At 71.8% G+C, this 21853-nt stretch carries 17 protein-coding genes and 1 pseudogene; 13 read left to right on the top strand and 5 right to left on the bottom strand.

Features of this window, described 5'->3' with window-relative positions; translation table 11 throughout:
• Positions 1–61 precede the first annotated feature (61 nt).
• Both ACZ4LX_RS05465 and ACZ4LX_RS05460 read left to right on the top strand, forming a co-directional pair.
• Positions 62–1291 carry an LLM class flavin-dependent oxidoreductase gene (locus ACZ4LX_RS05465; protein WP_467639468.1) on the top strand — a complete coding sequence of 410 codons (1230 nt, stop codon included), beginning with the start codon at positions 62–64 and terminating at the stop codon, positions 1289–1291.
• Between the two features lie 18 nt (positions 1292–1309).
• On the top strand, positions 1310–2713 hold the full coding sequence (locus ACZ4LX_RS05460) for an NtaA/DmoA family FMN-dependent monooxygenase (protein WP_467639471.1): 1404 nt from the start codon (positions 1310–1312) through the stop codon (positions 2711–2713).
• Between the two features lie 147 nt (positions 2714–2860).
• Here the strand turns inward: ACZ4LX_RS05460 and ACZ4LX_RS05455 are convergent.
• Positions 2861–3406 (bottom strand): annotated as a pseudogene (locus ACZ4LX_RS05455) (LysR substrate-binding domain-containing protein); the annotation flags it as partial.
• A 107-nt stretch (positions 3407–3513) separates the two neighbouring features.
• A complete protein-coding gene (locus ACZ4LX_RS05450) occupies positions 3514–4104 on the bottom strand; it encodes a TetR/AcrR family transcriptional regulator (RefSeq protein WP_467639474.1) in 591 nt (196 codons plus the stop codon).
• A 239-nt stretch (positions 4105–4343) separates the two neighbouring features.
• Between ACZ4LX_RS05450 and ACZ4LX_RS05445 the strand changes: the two genes are divergently transcribed.
• The 7 genes from ACZ4LX_RS05445 (at position 4344) to ACZ4LX_RS05415 (ending at position 13206) form a co-directional block, all read left to right on the top strand.
• Positions 4344–4901 carry a (2Fe-2S)-binding protein gene (locus tag ACZ4LX_RS05445; protein ID WP_467639477.1) on the top strand — a complete coding sequence of 186 codons (558 nt, stop codon included), beginning with the start codon at positions 4344–4346 and terminating at the stop codon, positions 4899–4901.
• Complete coding sequence (locus ACZ4LX_RS05440; RefSeq protein ID WP_467639480.1) at positions 4898–5890, top strand: FAD binding domain-containing protein; 993 nt, start codon at positions 4898–4900, stop codon at positions 5888–5890. The genes ACZ4LX_RS05445 and ACZ4LX_RS05440 overlap by 4 nt, the downstream gene beginning before the upstream one ends.
• Positions 5887–8049 (top strand): xanthine dehydrogenase family protein molybdopterin-binding subunit, encoded by a 2163-nt coding sequence (locus ACZ4LX_RS05435; RefSeq protein ID WP_467639483.1) that lies wholly within the window; start codon positions 5887–5889, stop codon positions 8047–8049. The genes ACZ4LX_RS05440 and ACZ4LX_RS05435 overlap by 4 nt, the downstream gene beginning before the upstream one ends.
• The gene (locus ACZ4LX_RS05430) at positions 8042–9175 is read left to right on the top strand and encodes an XdhC family protein (protein ID WP_467639486.1); all 1134 of its coding nucleotides are present in this window, start codon (positions 8042–8044) and stop codon (positions 9173–9175) included. Before ACZ4LX_RS05435 ends, ACZ4LX_RS05430 begins: the two co-directional genes overlap by 8 nt.
• Before the next feature lie 30 nt (positions 9176–9205).
• The gene (locus ACZ4LX_RS05425) at positions 9206–10075 is read left to right on the top strand and encodes an SMI1/KNR4 family protein (RefSeq protein WP_467639489.1); all 870 of its coding nucleotides are present in this window, start codon (positions 9206–9208) and stop codon (positions 10073–10075) included.
• 112 nt (positions 10076–10187) lie between these two features.
• Positions 10188–10955 (top strand): NPP1 family protein, encoded by a 768-nt coding sequence (locus tag ACZ4LX_RS05420; protein ID WP_467639492.1) that lies wholly within the window; start codon positions 10188–10190, stop codon positions 10953–10955.
• A 61-nt stretch (positions 10956–11016) separates the two neighbouring features.
• A complete protein-coding gene (locus ACZ4LX_RS05415; RefSeq protein WP_467639495.1) occupies positions 11017–13206 on the top strand; it encodes an alpha-galactosidase in 2190 nt (729 codons plus the stop codon).
• 107 nt (positions 13207–13313) lie between these two features.
• Here the strand turns inward: ACZ4LX_RS05415 and ACZ4LX_RS05410 are convergent, their stop codons facing one another.
• From ACZ4LX_RS05410 to ACZ4LX_RS05400, 3 genes are all read right to left on the bottom strand, one after another.
• Entirely contained in the window at positions 13314–14939 is a 1626-nt protein-coding gene (locus ACZ4LX_RS05410; protein ID WP_467639904.1) for an ABC-F family ATP-binding cassette domain-containing protein, read from the bottom strand.
• A gap of 90 nt (positions 14940–15029) precedes the next feature.
• Positions 15030–16664 (bottom strand): ribosomal protection-like ABC-F family protein, encoded by a 1635-nt coding sequence (gene abc-f / locus ACZ4LX_RS05405; protein ID WP_467639498.1) that lies wholly within the window; start codon positions 16662–16664, stop codon positions 15030–15032.
• Between the two features lie 307 nt (positions 16665–16971).
• Positions 16972–18639: an IclR family transcriptional regulator domain-containing protein gene (locus ACZ4LX_RS05400; RefSeq protein ID WP_467639500.1), complete on the bottom strand. Its 1668-nt coding sequence runs from the start codon at positions 18637–18639 to the stop codon at positions 16972–16974.
• Positions 18640–18811: 172 nt separating this feature from the next.
• Between ACZ4LX_RS05400 and ACZ4LX_RS05395 the strand changes: the two genes are divergently transcribed.
• From ACZ4LX_RS05395 to pcaG, 4 genes are all read left to right on the top strand, one after another.
• Positions 18812–19597 carry a CoA transferase subunit A gene (locus ACZ4LX_RS05395; RefSeq protein ID WP_467639503.1) on the top strand — a complete coding sequence of 262 codons (786 nt, stop codon included), beginning with the start codon at positions 18812–18814 and terminating at the stop codon, positions 19595–19597.
• Positions 19594–20241 (top strand): CoA transferase subunit B, encoded by a 648-nt coding sequence (locus ACZ4LX_RS05390; protein WP_467639506.1) that lies wholly within the window; start codon positions 19594–19596, stop codon positions 20239–20241. The genes ACZ4LX_RS05395 and ACZ4LX_RS05390 overlap by 4 nt, the downstream gene beginning before the upstream one ends.
• A 146-nt stretch (positions 20242–20387) precedes the next feature.
• Complete coding sequence (gene pcaH, locus ACZ4LX_RS05385; RefSeq protein ID WP_467639510.1) at positions 20388–21185, top strand: protocatechuate 3,4-dioxygenase subunit beta; 798 nt, start codon at positions 20388–20390, stop codon at positions 21183–21185.
• Complete coding sequence (gene pcaG, locus ACZ4LX_RS05380; RefSeq protein WP_467639514.1) at positions 21185–21835, top strand: protocatechuate 3,4-dioxygenase subunit alpha; 651 nt, start codon at positions 21185–21187, stop codon at positions 21833–21835. Before pcaH ends, pcaG begins: the two co-directional genes overlap by 1 nt.
• The last annotated feature ends 18 nt before the right edge of the window (positions 21836–21853 follow it).

The raw sequence follows: 21853 nt of genomic DNA, 5'->3' as shown, positions 1-21853 counted from the left end.
ACGCCGAACCTCCCGACGAGGCCCGGCGATCACCCACGGCCGATCAGGAAGGCACCCTTTCGTGTCCGCATCGTCATTGCCGCACCCTCCCCTGTCCTCCTCCCCGCTCCACCTCGCCGTCGCCCTCAACGGCGCGGGCTGGCATCCCGCCGCATGGCGCGAGCCGGAGGCCCGGCCCGGAGAACTGCTCACCGCCGAGTACTGGACCGACACCGTCCAGGAGGCCGAACGCGGCCTGATCGACTTCGTGACGATCGAGGACGCGCTCGGGCTCCAGTCCTCGCGGTTCACGGAGCCCGACGGACGTACCGACCAGGAGCGCGGGCGACTGGACGCGGTACTCGTCGCCGCCCGCGTGGCCCCGCTCACCACGCACATCGGGCTCGTCCCCACCGTGGTCGCCACGCACACCGAGCCGTTCCACATCTCCAAGGCGATCGCCACCCTCGACTACGTGAGCACCGGCCGCGCCGGTCTGCGCGTCCAGGTGTCGGCCCGGCAGTACGAAGCGGCCCACTTCGGCCGCCGGACGTTTCCGCGCTTCGACGCCGAGGACCTGGGCACCCCGGCCGTAGGCGACCTGACCGCCGAACTCTTCGAGGAGGCCGCCGACTACATCGAGGCGGTGCGCCGCCTCTGGGACAGCTGGGACGACAGCGCGGAAATCCGCGACATCGCCACAGGGCGCTTCATCGACCGCGACAAGCTGCACTACATCGACTTCGAAGGACGGCACTTCAGCGTCAAGGGTCCCTCGATCACCCCGCGGCCCCCGCAGGGGCAGCCGGTCGTCAGCGCCCTGGCACACCACCGCGTGCCCTTCCAACTGGTGGCAGGCTCGACGGACATCGGCTTCATCACCCCGCACGACGCCGGACAGGCCCGCACCGTCATCGACGAGATCCGCACCGAACAGGCCGCGGCGGGCCGGGCGGCGGACCCCCTGCACATCTTCGGGGACCTCGTCGTGTTCCTCGACGGCGATCCCTCGGCCGCGGCAGCCCGCCGGGACCGTCTCGACGGCCTCGCCGGTACTCCGTACACCAGCGACGCGAAGGTGTTCACCGGCACGCCCGCCCAACTGGCGGACCTGCTCCAGGACTGGCAGGAGGCAGGGCTCTCCGGCTTCCGGCTGCGCCCCGCGGTGACCGGCCACGACCTCCCGGCGATCACCCGCGGACTCGTGCCCGAACTGCAGCGCCGCGGTGCCTTCCGAAGCGCCTACGAGGCCGACACCCTGCGCGGGCTGCTCGGGCTCGCCCGCCCCGCCAACCGCTACGCCACTGTCTGAGCCGGAGGGAACACCGACATGAGCACCAGCAACGGCGCCGGCACCAGCACCGGCAAGCCGCTCAAGCAGATCCACCTCGCCGCCCACTTCCCGGGCGTCAACAACACCACCGTGTGGAGCGACCCCAAGGCCGGAAGCCACGTCGAGTTCAGCTCGTTCGCGCACTTCGCCCGCACCGCCGAACGCGCCAAGTTCGACTTCCTGTTCCTCGCCGAGGGGCTGCGGCTGCGCGAACAGGGCGGCAAGATATATGACTTGGATGTGGTGGGGCGCCCCGACACCTTCACCGTCCTGTCCGCCCTCGCCGCCGTCACCGAACACCTCGGCCTCACGGGCACGATCAACTCCACGTTCAACGAGCCCTATGAGGTGGCCCGCCAGTTCGCCAGCCTCGACCACCTCTCGGGCGGGCGCGCGGCATGGAACGTCGTCACCTCGTGGGACGCCTTCACCGGCGAGAACTTCCGACGCGGCGGATTCCTTCCGCAGGAGGAGCGGTACTCCCGGGCCAGGGAGTTCCTCGCCACGGCCAACGAACTGTTCGACTCCTGGCGCGGTGACGAGATCCTCGCCGACGCGCGAACCGGCACGTTCCTGCGGGACGCACAGGCCGGATCCTTCGTGCACAAGGGGCAGCACTTCGACATCGAGGGACAGTTCAACGTCCCACGCAGCCCCCAGGGCCGCCCGGTGATCTTCCAGGCCGGGGACTCCGACGAAGGACGCGAGTTCGCGGCGGAAGGCGCCGACGCCATCTTCAGCCGCTACAGCACCCTCAAGGAGGGGCAGGCCTTCTACACGGACGTCAAGGACCGCCTCGCCCGGTACGGCCGGACCCACGACCAGCTCCTGATCCTGCCCGCCGCGACCTTCGTCCTCGGCGACACGGACGGCGAGGCACAGGAACTCGCCCGCGAGGTACGCCGGCAGCAGGTCAGCGGCGCCACCGCGATCAAGCACCTCGAATTCGTCTGGAACCGCGACCTGTCCTCGTACGATCCCGAAGGGCCGCTCCCCGACATCGATCCGGACCTCGGCGAGCACACCATCGCGCGGGGCCGCGCCCAGGTGCGCATGTACCGCGACCCGCTGGCCGTCGCCCGGGAGTGGCGTGAGCTCGCGGCCGCGAAGAACTGGTCCATCCGCGACCTGGTCATCGAGACCGGCAACCGGCAGGCGTTCGTCGGCTCACCGGCCACCGTCGCCGCGACCATCGACGCATTCGTCCAGGCCGACGCCGCCGACGGCTTCATCCTCGTCCCCCACATCACCCCCGGAGGTCTGGACGTCTTCGCCGACACCGTGGTCCCGCTCCTCCAGGAGCGCGGCGTCTTCCGTACGGAGTACGAGGGAACGACGCTGCGCCACCATCTCGGCCTGGCCCATCCCGACGAGGCCGGGGCAGGGCGGGCGGCGTCCTGACGTTCCTGGCCGGCACCCTCGTCCTCCACGCCCGGAACCGGTGACCGGCGGGCCGGCGGCATCCCCGGCCCGCCGGTCACCTCCATCCGCGTCCGTACTGATCCGGAGAGCGGTGCACGTGAGGCCGGCCGCTGAGGGTGACCGCCCTCAGCGGCTGCCGCCGTTCCACGGCGGCAGCCGGGCCGGGCTGACCTGCTCGCCCAGGACCTCGGACATGAAGCGGACGAGCCACCGCTGTGTGGGGCTGCGTGAGGACTCGTGCCGGGCGTAGAGAGCCACCTCGATCGGCTCCGTCTCGAACGGCAGCCGCACCAGCCGGACTTGGTGGGAAGCGGTGAACACCTCACCGACGTACTCGGGCACGATGGCGATCAGGTCCGTCTGTCCAAGGACGTACGGAAGCATGGACAGCCGGGTCACCTCCAGGGCCACCCGGTCCAGCAGTCCGTGCGATGACAGGACCGCCCTCGGCGTGATGTGTCCGCTGGGACCGAACGCCGTCGCGTGGTGCTCCGCCGCGAGGGCGGTGAGTGCGACGGATTCACCCCGGACGCGGGGGTGATCGGCTGCGACCATGCCGACGTAGCGCTCGCGGAAGAGCGGGATGCGCACGATCTGCTGCGGGGAGAGCACCGGTGTGGCCACGAACGCGTCGAGGTCGCCGCGGCGCAACTGCCCCTCGGCCTCGTCCACTCCGAAGCGGGCACCGCGAGTACCTTCCCGACGCACCGCCGGCCTGGGCGCGCACGGTGGTCATCGGGGCCGCTGCCGCCGCGCGGTGAGCCGCACTGCCTCGGCCGCTACGTGCCGTCGTCCGCGCCCGGCGCCCCCGCCCGCAGCCCGGCCATCACCAGGTCGAGGAGGCGGGCGGCCCTCGGCTGCCAGTCGCTGTGCGGGTCGAGCTGCCAGAGCCCGGCGATGGCGAGCAGGAAGTCGTCGGGGGTCACTCCCGGACGGATCGTGCCCGCCTCCTCGTTCGCGCGCAGCAGGAGCGTGATGCCCCGGGTCACCGGACCGTGGCCCAGCTGGGCGAGACTGCCGCATCTGCCGGCGGTGGTGCGCAACGCGACGGCCAGCCCTGCCTTGGCCATGGCGTACTGCGCCAGCCTGTCCATCCACTCCCGCAGAGCCCGGTCGGGTGCGCGGGTCCCGAGCAACTGGGCCGCGGTGTCGGCGACCTGCTGCATCTCGTAGCGGTAGACCTCCAGGACAAGCGCCTCGCGGTTGGGGAAGTTGCGGTAGAACGTCCCCTGGCCGACGCCCGCCTTCTTCGCGATCACGCTCACCGGGGCGTCCGCTGACCGGGTCAGTTCGGTCAGCGCGACGGCCAGGATGCGCTCGCGATTGCGCTGCGCGTCCGGACGCCGAGGCGTGCACTTCTCCTCGTCCACGCCTCCTCCTTCCGGAAACACGGCCGAGTCGGCCTTGCTGAGCGGACAACTGTCCGCTAGGTTCGACGGATAAGCGGACACATGTCCGCTTGCCCGCAGCATAGCGGGATTTCCGGTCAGTGTGGCCGACCGGTGCGCCCGGTTTCCCGTCCCTCTGCCCGCACGGCCCTCTCCCTCCCGGCACGTCTGCCGGGATCGTCTCGTTCGACGCGCATAAGCAATGCGAAAGAAGGCTGATCATGGCCCCATCGACGTCCAGTGACATCACTCTGCACATCAATGGCGAAAAGTACACGCTGCCGGTCGATCACCGCACCACTCTGCTCGACGCCCTGCGCGAGCGCCTCGACCTGACCGGCACCAAGAAGGGGTGCGACCAGGGCCAGTGCGGTGCCTGCACCGTGCTGCTCGACGGACGACGGACCGTCTCCTGTCTGCAACTCGCGGTCGCCGCCGAGGGGCGTGCGATCACCACCATCGAGGGCGTCGCCGATGGCGACCGGCTGCATCCGGTGCAGCAGGCCTTTCTCGACCTCGACGGCTACCAGTGCGGTTACTGCACCCCGGGCCAGATCTGTTCGGCGATCGCGGTGATCGAGGAACACGCGGCGGGCTGGCCGAGTGCGGCGACCGGCGATGTCCGGCCGGAGGCAGGGGTGCCTGCGCTCACCGCGGAGGAGATCCGTGAGCGCATGAGCGGCAACCTCTGCCGCTGTGGCGCGTACGTATCGATTGTGCGGGCCGTGGCACAGGCGGCCGAAGTGTCCGCTTCCGAGGGCGGGAAGGCGGCGGCATGAGGGAGTTCGGATACGAGCGCGCACTCGACGTTTCCGGGGCCGTGGCCCTGCTCGCCAGGGACCCCGGCGCCCGCTTCCTGGGAGGCGGAACCAATCTCGTCGACCTGATGAAGGCTGGTGTGGAACGTCCGACGCTCCTCGTCGATGTCCAGCAGCTTCCGCTCGACGGAGTGAGGTCGACCCCCGAGGGTGGGCTGCGCATCGGTGCGAACGTCACCAACAGCGATCTCGCGGCCCATGCCGAGGTGCGCCGCCACTACCCGGCCCTGACGCAGGCACTCCTCGCCGGTGCCTCCGGACAACTGCGCAACATGGCCACGGTCGGCGGGAACCTGCTCCAGCGCACCCGCTGCGGCTACTTCGGCGACCTCACCAAGCCGTGCAACAAGCGCACCCCCGGCAGTGGCTGCCCCGCCCTTGCGGGCGAGCACCGCAACCACGCGATCCTCGGGGCTTCCGAGCACTGTGTGGCGACGCATCCTTCCGACATGGCGGTCGCACTCGCGGCCTTCGACGCCGTCATCACGTACGAAACGGCCGACGGCCCCGGCCAGTTGCCGATCGCCGACTTCTACCTGCCGGTGGGGGAGACCCCGCACATCGAAACGGCGCTTCCGCCCGGCGCGCTGATCACCGGTGTGACCGTGCCGTCGGCCACCGTCGCCGCGCGCTCCCGCTACCGCAAGGTGCGCGAGCGTGCCTCCTTCGCGTTCGCGATCGGCTCCGTCGCTGCCGCCCTCGACGTGCGGGACGGCTTAGTACGTGAGGTGCGCCTCGCCTTCGGTGCGGTGGCCTCCCGGCCGTGGCGGGCCCGTACCGCCGAACTGGCGCTGACCGGTGGCCCCGCGACCGCGGAGGCCTTCGCCGAGGCGGCGGACGCCGAGCTGTCGGCCGCCGCGGCCCTGCCGGACAACGGCTACAAGGTGACGCTGATCCGCAACCTCGTCGTCGCCGTGCTCACCGAACTCGCCGAGGAGGCCGCCCGATGACCACGACGACCGAGAACGCCACCGTGCCCGGGGCCGTCGGCTCCGCCCGTACACGCGTGGAGGGGCGGGACAAGGTCACCGGGACGGCCCGCTACGCCGCGGAGTTCTCCCTCGCCGGACTCGCCCATGGCTGGCTGGTGCTGTCGACGGTGGCCCGGGGCCGGATCCGGTCCGTGGAGGACGGTCCCGTCCGGGCCATGCCCGGAGTGCTCGCGGTGCTCCACCACAAGAACGCGCCCCGCGTCTCCACCGATTACACCGGCATGCTGGGACGGCCCAACCCGGTCGTCGGGATCTTCCAGCACGACCGGGTGCCGTTCATGGGCTGGCCCGTGGCGCTGGTCGTCGCCGAGACCTCCGAGCAGGCCAGGGAGGCCGCCGAAGCGCTGGTGGTCAGCTACGAAGCGGAGCCGCACGACGTGGGGTTCCACGCCGGGCACTCCGGTGCGTACACCCCCGACGCGGGAGTGATGGACCAGGCCGACACCGCGAAGGGAGATCTTGGGGCCCGGCTCGGGGAGGCCGCCTTCGTCGTGGACGAGGAGTACTCCACGCCGGAGGAGCACCACAACTCCATGGAGCCGCACGCGGCGACGGCCCGATGGGACGGCGGACGGCTGGACGTCCTCGACTCCAACCAGGGCACCTCCTGGGTGGCGAGCGAACTCGCGTCGCTCTTCTCCCTGGACCCGGGCTCCGTCCGGGTGCGGTCCGAGCATGTCGGTGGCGGCTTCGGCTCGAAGGGCCTGGCCCCCCATCAGGTGGCAGCCGTCATGGCGACGACACTTCTTCACCGTCCTGTCCGCGTCGTACTGACCCGCCGCCAGATGTTCTCACTGGTCGGGTTCCGCAGCCCCACCGCGCAGCGGGTCACGCTCGGCGCCGACGCCGACGGCCGTCTGCGCGCGTTCAGCCACGAGACGCTGAACCTCACCTCGACCGTGCACGAGTTCGTCGAGCCGAGCGCCGGTGTGGGACGCGTCATGTACGACGCCGACGCGCACCGCACCACGCACCGGCTGGTGCGGCTCGACGTGCCCACCCCGACCTGGATGCGGGCACCGGGCGAGGCGCCGGGATCCTTCGCCGTCGAGTCGGCGGTCGACGAACTGGCCGAGAAATGCGGCCTGGACCCGATCGAGCTCCGGGCGCGCAACGAGCCCTCGGCAGGCCCCGTATCGGGACTGCCCTTCGCACGCCGCAATCTGCTCGCCTGCTTCGAGGAGGGCTCCCGCAGGTTCGGCTGGGCCGGCCGCGATCCCCGTCCCGGAGTCCGCCGCGAGGGGCGCTGGCTCCTGGGGACCGGCATGGCGGCGGCCTCCTTCTCCGCGGGCGCCGGCCCGTCCACGGCCGCCGTGACCGCGGAGCCCGACGGCCACTTCACCGTGGGGGTCAACGCGGCGGACATCGGGACCGGGGCAAGGACCGCGATGGTCTCGGTCGCCGCGGACGCGCTGCGGGTGGGCCCCGACCGCATCCGGGTACGCGTCGGCGACAGCGACCTGGGCCCCGCATGGATCGCCGGAGGCTCCATGGGTACACGCTCCTGGGCCTGGGCGGTGCGGCTGGCGGCAGACGAACTGCGGGAGCTGCTCGCGCTCGGCGGAACCATTCCGCCGGAGGGCATCACCGCTCGATCGGACACCGGCGCGGCCATCGGAGCCCTGGCGCGGAAGGAACGGCACTCCTATGGTGCGCAGTTCGCGGAGGCGGCCGTCGACGTTGCCACCGGCGAGGTGCGTGTGCGCAGGCTGCTCGGAGTCTTCGCGGCCGGCACCATCGTCAACCCGCTGACCGCACGCAGCCAGCTCGTCGGCGGCATGACCTGGGGGCTCTCCATGGCCCTGCACGAGGAGGCGGTGCGTGACGCGGCATCAGGGGGCTACGTCAACGCCGATCTGGCCGGCTATCACGTCGCGGCCCACGCCGATGTGCCGGACATCGAGGCGTACTGGGTGGACGACCAGGACCCGGAGGACCCGGTCGGGATCAAGGGCCTCGGCGAGATCGGCATCGTGGGCGTGGCCGCCGCTGTCGCCAACGCGGTGTGGCACGCGACGGGTGTACGCCACCGCCGTCTGCCGATCCGCCCCGACCGCGTACTCGCGGCGGCGGAAGGGCCGCGAGTGCGGGCCGCGAAGGAAACCCGAGGTGCTTGACATCGCGGCGGCCCTGAACCGCTGGTCCGAAGAGGGCCGGGACTTCGCCGTCGCCACCGTGGTGGCGGTCGAAGGAAGCGCACCACGCGCACCCGGCGCGGCCCTGGCCGTCGACAGCGAAGGCACCGTCGTCGGTTCGGTCTCCGGCGGCTGCGTGGAAGGGGCGGTGTACGAGCTGTGTGTCCAGGCCCTCCGGGACGGCCGGACGGTGCGGGAGCGGTTCGGTTACAGCGAGGAGGACGCGTTCGCCGTGGGACTCACCTGCGGCGGCGCCATCGATGTCCTCGTCACGCCGGTGCGCGCCGAAGAGCCGGTGCTGCGGGCGGCGTTGTCGGCCGCGGGCCGGGACGGGCCGGTGGCGCTCGCCCGGGTGCTGCGCGGGCCGGACAGGCAGGCCGGCCGGGCGCTGCTGGTCCGGGGCGACGGATCGTACGAGGGCAGCCTCGGCGGACATCCTCCCCTGGACCGCCGGGCGGCCGCGGAGGCACGGGCGCTCCTGGACGCGGGCCGCACCGGCACCGTGGAGATGGCGGAGGACGGGACGAGCTGTCCGGGGGGACTGACACTGTTCGTGGAGTCGAGCGTGGAGCCGCCCCGGATGATCGTCTTCGGCGCCGTGGACTTCGCCACGGCGCTGGTGCGGGCGGGGAAGTTCCTCGGCCACCATGTGACGGTGTGCGACGCCCGGCCCGTCTTCGCCACCCGCGCACGCTTCCCCGAGGCGGACGACGTGGTGGTGGACTGGCCGCACCGGTATCTCCGGAGCACCGCGACCGACGAGCGCACGGTCCTGTGCGTCCTCACCCATGACGCCAGGTTCGACATCCCGCTGCTGGAGACGGCCCTGCGGCTGCCGGTCGCCTACATCGGCGCGATGGGCTCGCGCCGTACCCATGAGGACCGTATCCGCCGGCTCCTCGAAGCAGGTCTGGACGAAGAGGAGCTGGCCCGCCTGCGTTCTCCGATCGGCCTCGACCTCGGCGCTCGTACGCCGGAGGAGACGGCACTGTCCATCGCGGCGGAGATCGTGGCGGAGCGGCGGGGTGGCACGGGTGCTCCGCTGACGGGGACGCGGACGCCCATTCATCATGATGCCGGGGCCGGGCTCCGGCCGGCGGCGCGGTGAATTCCGGAGGGATGCGGTTTACTGCCGGGCATGGTCGAACCCTCATTCGTCAACATCGTCTGGGAGCAGCTGCGTCCGGTGCTCGGGCCGGCACCCTCGCCCCGTCAGGCCGTGCTCCTCGACGTGCCGGACGGGACGGACTTCCGGGAACTGGTCGATGAGATCTCCGGCAGGGCCGGGAATCCCAGGACGCTGATCGCCGGCGGCCGAAGGACCGGGCCCGTCGACGCACGCACCGGGCAGCCGCTCGTCGAGCCCTTCGGCGAGGATCCGCTGGAGCTGTACGCGTGGCCGTACTGGAACGACTGGATCGGGTGCGCCCGGGTGGTCCGTGCCGGACGCGAGCAGCCGGTCGTCGTGGTCGCCGACCGCGACGATCCGGCCGCCCAGGGATTCCCGGCGGGTGCTTCGTGGACCGAGAAGCTGCGCCTGCTCACCGGGTGGGAACCCCTGCCCCGGCCGCCCCTCGACTGGCAGGCCGTCGAGCAGGCCCTGGGCACCCGCCTGCCGGGCGACTACAAGTCGATCGTGGACCTGTTCGGATTCGGCAGCTTCGACATGTACCTCGAACTGCTCGTTCCCGGTGTTCGCGGCCTGGACCTGGTGGACTGGGCCCTGTCCGGTCAGGTCCACAGGGCGGGTCTCTGGCGGCCCCATCCCGTCTACCCGGCGCCCGGCGGCCTGTTGTGCTGGGGAACGTCGGAGCAGGAACTCGACTTCGTCTGGCGAACGGGTGCACCCGATCCGGACGACTGGCCCGTACTGGTCCGCACGGACTTCGACACCTGGGAGCAATTCGATTGTGGTGCGGGTGAGTTGGTCGTCCGGCTGCTCACGGACGTGGGGCTTGGCTATCCCCCCAGCCGCATAGGGGCCCACTGTTTCGTCGACTACGCGTGAGGGATACCCGGGCGGGAACCGGCGCCGGGTATCGCGGGGTTCCGCAAGCCCGGACATGGGCATGCCATGGCATGGTCATGTCCGTCAGGTGTGCGTGAACCAGGAGGAAGCAGTGAGAAACACAGGACGATTCCGTAAGGCGTCACTCACCCTGACCGCCGCCGCGGTGCTGGTCATCGCCTCGTCGGGCAGCGCATCCGCTGCCGTGCCGGGCGCCCTGCCCGCGGCCGCGGACGGGCTGGAGCAGACATTCCAGCCCGCCTTCGACTACGACGGCGACGGCTGCTATCCGACACCCGCCATCGGCGCCGACGGGACCCTGGCTCCCGGGCTGAAGACCACGGGTGCCGTCAACGGCAGTTGCCATGACTCCTGGGACCTGGACAACACCAACGGCTACGCACGCTCCCTGTGCAACAACGGCTGGTGCGCCATCATGTACGGCCTCTACTTCGAGAAGGACCAGGCCGTGGCCGGCAGCGGTCTCGGCGGCCACCGCCACGACTGGGAGCACGTCGTGGTGTGGGTGCGGGACAATGTGGCGCAGTACGTCTCCACCTCCGCCCACGGCGACTTCAACGTGTACGGCCGGGACGGGATGCTGTGGGACGGGACGCACCCCAAGGTCGTCTACCACAAGGACGGGATCGGGACGCACTGCTTCCGCCGCGCGACCACGGGCGACGAGCCACCGGAGAACCACTACCACCAGTGGCAGTTCCCCGATCTGGTCGGCTGGAACGGCTACCCCGCCGGCATCCGGGAGAAGCTGGTCGAGGCCGATTTCGGCAGTGCGGTCTTCGGCCTGAAGGACGGCAGCTTCGCCGGCCACCTCGACAGGGCGAAGCCTGCCGGGATCCCCTTCGACCCCTACGCCTGACCGGTCACGCACGGGCCGGTGAGACGATGCGCCGCCCGGCCGGCACACGAGAGGAATCCGAATGACCCGCTCCACCACCCGGATCGCGCACCTGCGCGCAGCCGGGGTGAGTTTTGTCGTCGAGCTCCGGACTCCGCTGCCCCGGGTCCTGCACTGGGGCGAGGACCTGGGCGAACTGACCGATGACGGTCTCGCGGCCCTCGCGCTGTCGGCGGACGCCGCCTCGCTCCACTGCGCGCTCGACGAGCCGAGGCAGTTCACGGTCTGGCCCTCCCAGGCCGAAGGCTGGTCGGGCACCCCCGCCCACGAAGGCCACCGCGCCGGGACGGCCACCACCCCTCGCGTCACGATGACCGGCGCCGAAGAGAGCCCGGACGCACTCGTCATCGAGCTCCGGGACACCGACGCAGGGCTCGACCTCACGCTCACCTACCGGCTCGACCCGTCCGGTGTCCTGGCCGTGCGCACCCGGATGTCCTCCCCGGCCGACGCCCCGTGCCCCGCCCCGTACGACCTCGCCGCGACCACCGCGCTGCTCCCGCTGCCCAACCGCGCCCAGGAAGTTCTCGACTTCACCGGCAAGTGGTGCCGCGAACGCTCCCCGCAGCGCGGTCCGCTCGCGTTCGGCGGCCATGTCCGCGAGGTCCGCAGGGGACGCCCCGGACTGGACGCGCCCTATCTGCTGACGGTCGGCGTGCCCGGATTCGGATTCCGTACGGGGGAGGTCTGGGCCCTGCACGTCGGCTGGAGCGGCAACCAGCGCTGGCTGGCCGAGCGGCTGCCCGAGGGCGCCGGGGTGCACGGCGGCGTGCTCGGCGGTGGTGAACTGCTCGCGCCGGGCGAGATACGGCTTGCCCCGGGCGACAGCTACACCTCGCCCGAGTGCTATTTCGCCTGGTCCGCCGAAGGCCTGGACGGGCTCGCGGGCCGCTTCCACACGATGCTCCGTGCCCGGCCCGGACACCCCTCGTCACCGCGTCCGCTGACCTTGAACACCTGGGAGGCGGTCTACTTCGACCACCGTCCCGGACGCCTCCTCGCCCTGGCCGATGCCGCCGCCGAGGTCGGGGTGGAGCGGCTCGTGCTGGACGACGGCTGGTTCCTCGGCCGCCGCGACGACACGGCCGGCCTCGGCGACTGGACGGTCGACCCGCAGATGTGGCCGCAGGGGCTGGCCCCGCTCGCGGACCGGGTGCACGGCCACGGCATGCAGTTCGGACTCTGGGTGGAACCGGAGATGGTGAACCTCTCCTCGCATCTCGCACGGGAGCATCCCGAGTGGCTTCTCGGCCCGTCGGCGGGCCTGGGGCCGAGCTCCCGCAGTCAGTATGTGGTGAACGTGGCCCATGAGGAGGCGTTCGCGTACCTTCTGGAATCGCTGGACGCCCTCGTCGCCGAGTACCACATCGACTATCTGAAGTGGGACCACAACCGGGAACTGCACGAGGCGGTCCACCGCGGTGCGAACGGCGGTGACCGGCCCGGGGTCCACGCCCAGACGCGGGCCCTGTACCGGCTGATGGACACCCTCAGGTCCCGCCGCCCCGGCCTGGAGATCGAGTCGTGTTCCAGCGGGGGCGGTCGCGTCGACCTCGGCGTCCTCGCCCGCACCGACCGGGTGTGGGCCTCGGACTGCAACGATCCGGTCGAGCGCCAGTCCATTCAGCGCTGGACGGGGCAGCTGCTGCCGCCCGAACTCGTCGGCGCCCACGTCGGAGGCCCGCGCAGCCATACGACGGGGCGGGTCGCCGACGACTCGTTCCGCCTGATCACCGCGCTGTTCGGACACGCGGGAATCGAGGACGACCTGACCGCCCGCACGCCCGGGGAACGCGAGGCGCTGACCCGGTGGGCGGCGCTGTACAAGGAGGTACGGGGGCTGCTGCACGGCGGACGGGTCGTCAGGGCGGACCTCGGCGACGACACGACGTATCTGCACGGAGTCGTCGCACCGGACGCCGCCTCCGCGCTGTACTGCTGGGCGCGGACGGCGACCTCGGTGCCCGGGCAGTCGGGCCGCGTCCGCCTCCCCGGCCTCGTATCCGGCCGGCCCTACCGGGTCCGCGTCCGCACGGAGGCGGGGCTGCCCTCCATGCACCAGGTCGTCGCCCCCGCCTGGTACCGGACAGCGGTCACGGACTGGGTCCCGATGCCCGGCGCGGTACTGACCGGTGCGGGGCTGCCCATGCCGACGCTCAACCCGGGGCAGGCGCTGCTGATCGAGGTCGCCGCACCGGAACCGGTGAACTGACCCGCCACAACTGCGGCACCGGAACCGGTGAACTGACCCGCCACAACTGCCGCACCGGAACCGGTGAACCGGCCCGTCGCCTCTCCCTCACCGGCCATACACCTCTCTCAGCCCTCCCGAACCGGGTGGAGCCGGAGCTCCCGCCCTTGCCAGCGCCTTCGCAGCCAGCGGTCGTGGCTGGCCAGGACGATGGCCCCGGGACCCGTGCCCAGGGCCTCCTCCAGTTCGTCGCACAGGCGCGGGGACAGATGGTTCGTGGGCTCGTCCAGCAGCAGGAGCTGCGGCGGTCGCGCCGTCAGCACGGCCAGGGCGAGCCTGCGGCGCTGGCCGGCCGACACCTGGCCCACCGGCTTGCCGAGGTCTCTTTCATGCATCAGGCCGAGGGAGGCCAGCGGCACCGCCTCGGCCCGTTCGAAGCCCAGCGCCTGCTCGTACGTGTCAAGGACGGTACGGTCGGGCCGGGCGAACTCCGTGTCCTGGGCGAGCATTCCGACGGTCAGACCCGGCCGTCTGGTGACCTCGCCCCCGGCGGCGACAGCCCCGGCGAGCACCGCGAGGAGCGTCGACTTCCCCGCCCCGTTGCCTCCCGTGACCAGCAGGCGCTCGGTGGCTGTGACATCGAGACGGTCGAGGCTCAGGCGCCCGGGGACACATACCCCGCGCACGGACACCAGGGTGCCCTGTGCCGACGGCCCGGCCAGTGAGGTGTACCGGAAGCGCAACGGTGGCGGCGGTTCGCCGATCCGGTTGCGCTCCAGTTCGTCGAGCCGTCGGGTGGCGTTGCGGACCCGTCGCGCGATCTGGCTCTGCACGCGGCCGGCCCGCACGCCGTACCCCATCTTCTCGTTGTCCCGCATCCCGCGGTCCGGTGCGACCATGCGCGCGGTCACATCGGCCGAGCGCCGCAGCGCTTCCCACTCCTGCTGCTCCTCGGCGTGACGCCGTTCCCAGCGCGCCCGGTCGGCCCGTTTCCCGTCCAGATAGGCGGTGTAGCCGCCGCCGTACCGTACGGGCCCGTCGACGGCCGGATCGAGGTCGATCAGATCCGTGCAGACCGCGTCGAGGAAGGCACGGTCGTGGCTGGCGATCACCACCGGCCCCGGCATGCCGCGCAGTTGCCCCTCCACGAAGGCGGCGGCCTCGTCGTCGAGGTGGTTGGTCGGCTCGTCCAGCAGCAGGACCGAGGGCCGCCGCACCAGCAGCGCGGCGAGTGCGAGGCGGCCGCGCTGCCCGCCCGAGAGCGATCCGAGCGTCCGCCCGTGCGGCAGCGTCGCGAGGCCGAGGCCCGTGAGCAGGATCGCGGCGCGACGGTCGGCGTCCCAGGTCTCGCGCTCCTCCGCCTGTTCGAGCCGCGTGCCGTACGCCTCCAGGAGCGCGGCGTGGTCCGGGGAGCTCTGCGGGGTGGCGGCGAGCAGGCCGGAGAGCCGGTCGAGTTCCGCCAGATCCGCCCGGGCCTCGCGGAGGGCGTCATCCAGTACGTCGGCGATGGTCGCCCCGGAGGCGAACTCCATCTCCTGGTGCAGGAAGCCCACGTCGGCGGGCCGGGTCACATGACCGGAGTCCGGTTCGTCCGCTCCGGCGAGGAGCCGCAGCAGGGTCGACTTGCCGACGCCGTTCTCCCCGATCAGGCCGATGCGGTGGCCGGGTGACGCGGTGAGTGACACCCCGTCGATGACGCGCCGCGCACCGAAGGTGCGGACGAGTTCGTGAGCGAGCAGGGCGGGCGGGGGCATGGGGTTGCTCATCGTTGCCTCCAACGTGGGTGGTGGTCGGCCCGCCGGGCGTTCGGCCTCGGGCGCGGGCCAGGACGGCACGTCAGAGGGTCACGACTGCGGGGGTCCGGTCTCCGCCAGCTTCCCGTCCGCCAGCCGCAGCCACCGGTCCACACCGATCCGTTCGAGGAACCGCTCGTCGTGGCTGACGACCACGAACGCCCCCCGGTAGGAGCCCAGCGCGCTCTCCAGCTGACCGGCGCTGACCAGGTCGAGGTTGTTGGTCGGCTCGTCCAGAAGCAGCAGTTGCGGGGCAGGCTCCGCGCACAGGACGCAGGCAAGGGTGGCCCGCAGCCGTTCGCCGCCGGACAGTACCGCGACGGGCAGGTGGGCACGGTCGCCGCGGAAGAGGAAGCGCGCGAGCAGGTTCATCCGCTCCGCCTCCGACCGGTGCGGGGCGAACGCGGCGAAGTTCTCGGCCACGGTGCGGTCGAGGTCGAGCAGATCCAGGCGTTGCGAGAGGTAGGCGATCCGTCCGTCCGCTCGCCTGATCTCCCCGCAGTCCAGCGGGAGATCGCCGTTGATCAGGCGCAGCAGGGTGCTCTTGCCCGCGCCGTTGGGCCCGGTGAGCGCGATGCGCTCGGGGCCCCGGATCGTCAGGTCGACGCCCTGGCCGGCGAACTGCTCCCGGTCGCCGTGGCGGACCCGCATCCGTTCACCGAGCAGGACGGTGCGCCCGGCGGGGACGTCGGTGTCCGGGAGGTCCAGGGTGATGCGCTGTTCGTCGCGTACGGCGCGTCCCGCCTCGTCCAGCCGGGCCTTGGCCTCACCGACCCGGGCGGCGTGCGTCTGACCGGCCCGGCCCGCCGACTCCTGGGCGCCGCGCTTCATGTTTCCTGCGAAGATGCGCGGCAGGCCCGCGTTCTTGAGGTTGCGGGCCGCGTTGCTCGCACGGCGGTCGGCACGCTCACGGGCCTGTTGCAGCTCCCGCTTCTCCCGCTTCAGCTCCTGCTCGGCGTTGCGGACGTTCTTCTCGGCGACTTCCTGCTCGGCCCGGACCGCCTCCTCGTACGCCGTGAAATTGCCTCCGTACAGGCGGAGTTCGCCCGGGTTCAGCTCGGCGATGCGGTCCATGCGGTCGAGCAGCGCCCGGTCGTGGCTGACGAGCAGCAGGGTACCGTTCCACGCCTCCAGTGTGTCGTGGAGTGTGCGGCGCGCGTCGAGGTCCAGGTTGTTGGTCGGTTCGTCGAGCAGCAGAACGTCCGGCCGCTTCAGCAGCTGGGCGGCCAGACCGAGCGACACGACCTGACCGCCGCTGAGCGTGCCGGTGCTGCGGTCGAGGGGGATGTCGGCCAGCCCGAGGCGGTCCAGTTGGGCGCGGGTGCGTTCCTCGATGTCCCAGTCGTCGCCGATGACCGCGAAGTGATCCTCGTCCACGTCGCCGGACTCGACGGCGTCCAGCGCGCGGATCACCGCGTCGACACCCAGGACCTCGGCCACCGACAGATTGCCGGTCAGGGGGAGGCTCTGCGGGAGATAGCCGAGTGTGCCGCCCACGGAGACGGATCCGGCGGCGGGGCGCAGTTCCCCGGCGATCAGCTTGAGCAGGGTGCTCTTGCCGGATCCGTTGGGTGCGACGAGGCCGGTACGGCCGGTGCCCACGGTGAAGGACAGGTCGGTGAAGACGGGGGTGTCGTCGGGCCAGGAGAAGGAGAGGCTGGAGCAGACGATGGAAGCGTCGGACATGTGGAAGACCTCGCGTGTGAGTCCGGGATCGGCACAGACTGCCGCCCCGAAGGAGTGGCTGAAAGGGAACAACGACATGGCCACTGCGCGACGGCGCCCCTGGGCGCCCGCGGTGGCCGGTCAGCTCCGGGTATCACCCGGAGATGTCGTCGTCGCCTGCCATGTCTGGTCTCCTCGTTACACACTGATCGGCCTGTCGATCTTAGCAAACGTGAGGGTCCGCCTCTGTGCGGGCGGGATCGGGCAGCGGAGGTACGGGACTCACCCTCCGCTCCGCCGGCGCGCTGCTGACCTCCGCCCGGCCGTGTCACATCGCCGGGACCCGTACGTACCGTTCGGTGATGTGCAGGTCGGCCTCGATGCGGCCGGCAGCCGCGCGCAGCTGGGGCAGCACGTCCGTGACGCACTCCGCCAGGGTGCGGCTGCTGCTGTGCATGGCCACGTTGACCGCCGCCACGACCGTGCCGCGACGGTCGTGGACGGGGACGGCGACCGAACGCAGGCCGACCTCCAGTTCCTCGTCGACCAGTGCGTAGCCGTCCGCCCGCACGCGGTCCAGAGTGGCGCGGAGCTCGTCCCGGCGGATGACGGTGTACGGGGTCAGGGCGTGCGCTTCCGTCCGGGCGAGGCGGTCTTCGCGCTCCGCCGGCGCCAGTGCGGCCAGCAGGACGCGGCCCATCGAGGTCGCGTGCGCGGGAAACCGCGTTCCGACGGTGATGTTGACGTTCATGATGCGCCGGGTCGCCACGCGCCCCGTGTACTGGATGTCGTCGCCGGTGAGGACGGCGAGCGAGGACGAGTCCCGGACCTGCCCGGTCAGCGCGGCAAGATGGGGCCGGGCGATCTGCGGCAGCGTCGTGAGGGACAACGGCGGGTAGCCGAGGGCCAGTACGCGCGGTGTGATGTGGTGAGCCCGGCCCTGTGCCGTGATGTAACCGAGGTACTCCAGAGTGATCAGGGCCCGCCGGGCCGTGGCCCTGGCGAGCCCGGTGGCGCGGGCGACATCGGCCAGTGTCAGTGCGTCCTGGCCCGCGCCGAAGGCGGCGAGCACCGTCAGGCCCCGGGCCAGCGACTCGATGAACTCGCGTCCCAGCTCCTGTTTCGACGCCCCGGTCCAGGAGGCCAGCGCGATGGGGGAGTCAGGGGTGACGGCGGGCGGTGCCTGCCGGAGGTCCCGCTCCATGGCCTCGGCGGCCGTCAGCACCCTGGGCAGCAGAGTGTCGCGCAGAGAGGCCGCGGTGTGCCGGCTGGTGTGGCTCACGACGCTGACGAGGCACGCCACTTCACCTCCGGGCGCGCGGACCGGCACGGCCAGGGCGACGAGACCCGGCTCGATCAACTGGTCGTCCAGGGCCCAGCCGTCGTGGTGCGCCCGCTGCGCACGTACGGCGAACTCCGCCTCGTCCGAGGGCGAGCGCGGGGGAACGGCGGGGAAGGCCAGGCCCTCCGGGTCCGCGGCCCGGTGTTCACGCCAGCGCTGCCATTCCCGCTCGTCCCAGCCGGCGGCCAACAGCGGTCCGGGAGCCGTGCGTTCGGCGGGCAGCAGGTCACCGATCCGGAAACTCAGCGACATCGCGCGGCGACGGGTGGCCTGATGGATGAAGCGGATGCCGTCTCCGTCGCCGACCGCGAGGGACACCGACTCGTCGAGCTCGTCGGCCAGCGCGTCGGCGCGCCCGCCGAGCAGCGAAGGGAGCCGGATCGCGGAGAGACAGGCGTTGCCCAGCTCCATCAGGCGGGGGGCGAGGATGACATCACGGCCGTCCACGCGTACGTACTCCATGCGGGCCAGGGTCGCGGTGATCCGGTCGACAGTGGACCGGGCCAGGCCGGTGGCGCGCTCGATGGCGCTCAAGCTCATCGTCCCGCCCTCGTCGGTGAGCCGGCGCAGGACCGCGATGCCGCGCATGAGCGGGGCGACGGCTTCGGCCGGCGCCGGCGTCGCGGTCTGCTGGAGCGTGTGGGTCGGTGGCATGGGCTCTCCGTCGTGCGTCGTGGGGACACAGTAATGAATAGCGGCAGGTGAGGGGCGGTCCGACCGGCAGAGGCCGGCCGCCGACCGTTGACAGGTATCCGGGCGGGCGGCAGACTCCGTGGCAAGAATAGTGAACGAAACTTCACTCTGCGAACAAAAGAGGGACGTTCCCATGGACAAGGTGGTCGCCTCCGCCGCGCAAGCGGTGGCCGACGTGCCGGACGGCGCCTCGGTCGCGGTGGGCGGATTCGGACTCAGCGGTGTCCCCGACGCGCTGATCGCCGCCCTCCACGAACGGGGGACCGGCGGCCTGCGCGTCGTCTCCAACAACTGCGGCGCGCAGGACTCCGGGCTCGCGGTCCTGTTGGCCGCGGGCCGGATCAGCCGGGTCACCGGCTCGTACATCGGCGGCAACAAGGAGTTCGGCCGCCAGTACCTGGCAGGCGAGCTGGAGCTCGAACTCATCCCGCAGGGCACCCTCGCCGAGCGCCTGCGCGCCGGCGGCTCGGGCATCCCCGCGTTCTACACCCCCGCCGGGGTCGGCACCCTGGTCGCCGACGGCGGGATGCCCTGGCGCTACGACGGGAACGGTGGCGTCGCCGTCAGCTCCCCGGCCAAGGAGGTACGCGACTTCGACGGCACCCCCCACGTCCTGGAGCACGGCATCCGCACGGACTTCGCCCTCGTCAGGGCGGCCCGGGGAGACCGGCACGGAAACCTCGTCTTCAACAAGGCGTCCCGCAACTTCAACCCGCTCGCCGCCATGGCCGGCCGCATCACGATCGCCGAGGTCGAGGAACTGGTCGAGCCCGGCGAGATCGACCCCGACCACGTCCACCTGCCCGGCATCTTCGTCCGGCGCGTGGTCGCGCTGACCCCGGAGCAGGCCGCCGACAAGAGGATCGAGCAGCGCACCGTGACACCACGGATCACCCCGGACGAGGACGGTCACCGATGAGCTGGAACCGCCAGGAGATGGCGGCCCGCGCGGCCGCCGAGCTGCGCGACGGCGAGTACGTCAACCTGGGCATCGGCCTGCCGACGCTCATCCCCAACCACCTGCCCGAGGGCGTGCACGTCGTGCTCGAATCCGAGAACGGCATCCTGGGCACCGGCCCGTTCCCCTACGACGAGGACGTCGACCCCGACCTGATCAACGCGGGCAAGGAGACGGTCACCGTCCTGCCGGGGGCCTCGTTCTTCGACTCGGCGCTCTCCTTCGGCATGATCCGCGGCGGACACATCGACACGGCCGTGCTCGGCGCCATGCAGGTGTCCGCCCGGGGCGACCTCGCCAACTGGGCCGTCCCCGGCAAGCTCGTGACCGGGATCGGGGGCGCCATGGATCTCGTGCACGGTGCCCGCCGGGTCATCGTGACTATGACCCATACCGCCAAGGACGGCAGCCCGAAGATCGTCGAGGAGTGCACCCTGCCGCTCACCGGCCGGGGCTGCGTCCACCGGATCATCACCGATCTGGCCGTGCTCGATGTGACGCCCGACGGACTCGTCCTGGCGGAGACCGCACCGGGCGTCGACGCCGCCGAGGTACTCGCCCGTACCGCCGCCCCCGTTCGCGTCGGCGCGCCGCACAGGCCGTGAGCCCCGGTCGCCCCGCGCCCGCAGCCGTGCGGTGAGACGACCCGCCGCCGGGACCACGCCGTGAGAGGTCCCGCGCACGGCCGCACCGTGCACCGGCGTCCGGCCGGCAGCAGCCGCCCCCGTACCGCACAGGAAGGACCGACACCATGACCACTCCACCCGCCCCGGCCGCCCCCCGCGCACTCGGCCAGGCCGACATCAGCGCCGAGATCACCGCGGCGCGCGAGGACTACGCCACGTCACTCGCCGGTGGTGCACCCGTGCGCCCGCACCCCGCCCGGGACTACGCCCCCTACCGCAGCAGCGTCCTGCGGCACCCCAAGCAGCCGTTGATACCGGTGGGCGGCGACCCGGAGGCCGTCGAGCTGTCGGGCCCCGTCTTCGGCGTCACCGACATCACCGAACTCGACCACGACCTCACCCGGCAGCACCACGGCGAACCCCTGGGCGAGCGGATCACGGTCACCGGCCGGGTCCTCGACCGGTCGGGCCGTCCCGTGCGCGGCCAGCTCGTCGAGATCTGGCAGGCCAACGCGTCGGGCCGTTACGCCCACCTGCGCGACCAGCACCCCGCGCCCATCGACCCGAACTTCACCGGCGTCGGCCGCTGCCTGACCGACGATCAGGGCGGGTACTCCTTCACCACCGTCAGGCCGGGCGCCTACCCCTGGCGCAATCACACCAACGCCTGGCGTCCCGCACACATCCACTTCTCGTTGTTCGGGGACGCGTTCACCCAGCGTCTGATCACCCAGATGTACTTCCCGGGCGACCCGCTCTTCGCCTACGACCCGATCCTCCAGTCCGTCACCGACGACAGCGCGCGGGGCCGGCTCGTCGCGGCGTACGACCACGACCTGTCCACCCCCGAATGGTCACTCGGCTACCGCTGGGACATCGTCCTGGACGGACCGTCCGCCACCTGGATCGAGGAGGGCCGCTGATGTCCGCCGCCACGCACGCCACCGGACCCGCTTCGGCAGCCGACCCCGCTCCCGTTCCGGGCGCCGCCTCCGCGGCCGGGGGGCTGCTGCCCACCCCGTCCCAGACCGTCGGACCCTTCTACGGCTACGCGCTGCCCTTCGCCGGCGGCGGCGACATCGCACCCGCCGGCCGCCCCGGCACCGTCGTCCTGCACGGCTACGTTTTCGACGGAGCCGGTGAACCGGTGCCCGACGCCCTCATCGAGGTGTGGCAGCCCGCACCCGACGGCTCCCGGCACGGGGCCCCCGGTTCCCTGCGCCGTGACCCCGTCACCGGTACGGTCATCGGCCGCCACGGAGTCGGCTTCACCGGTTTCGGCCGGGTGGCGACGGACGCCGACGGTCATTACACCGTCACGACGCTGCCACCAGGCGGAGCCCCGTACCTCGCGCTCATCGTCTTCGCCCGGGGGCTGACCCACCACCTGCACACCCGCGCCTATCTGCACGACGCCGCAGGTCTCGCCGGGGACCGGCTGCTCGCCGGGCTTCCCGAGGAGCGGAGGGCCACACTCCTCACCACGCCGGAGCACACCGGCGTCCACCGATTCGACATCCGTCTGCAGTACGACGGCGTACATGAGGAGACGGTCTTCCTTGACTTCGGCTGACGCGGTCACTTCGGCCGA

This window comes from Streptomyces sp. NPDC026062 (assembly GCF_055568375.1).
This window is presented reverse-complemented; position numbering and strand designations above follow the sequence as displayed.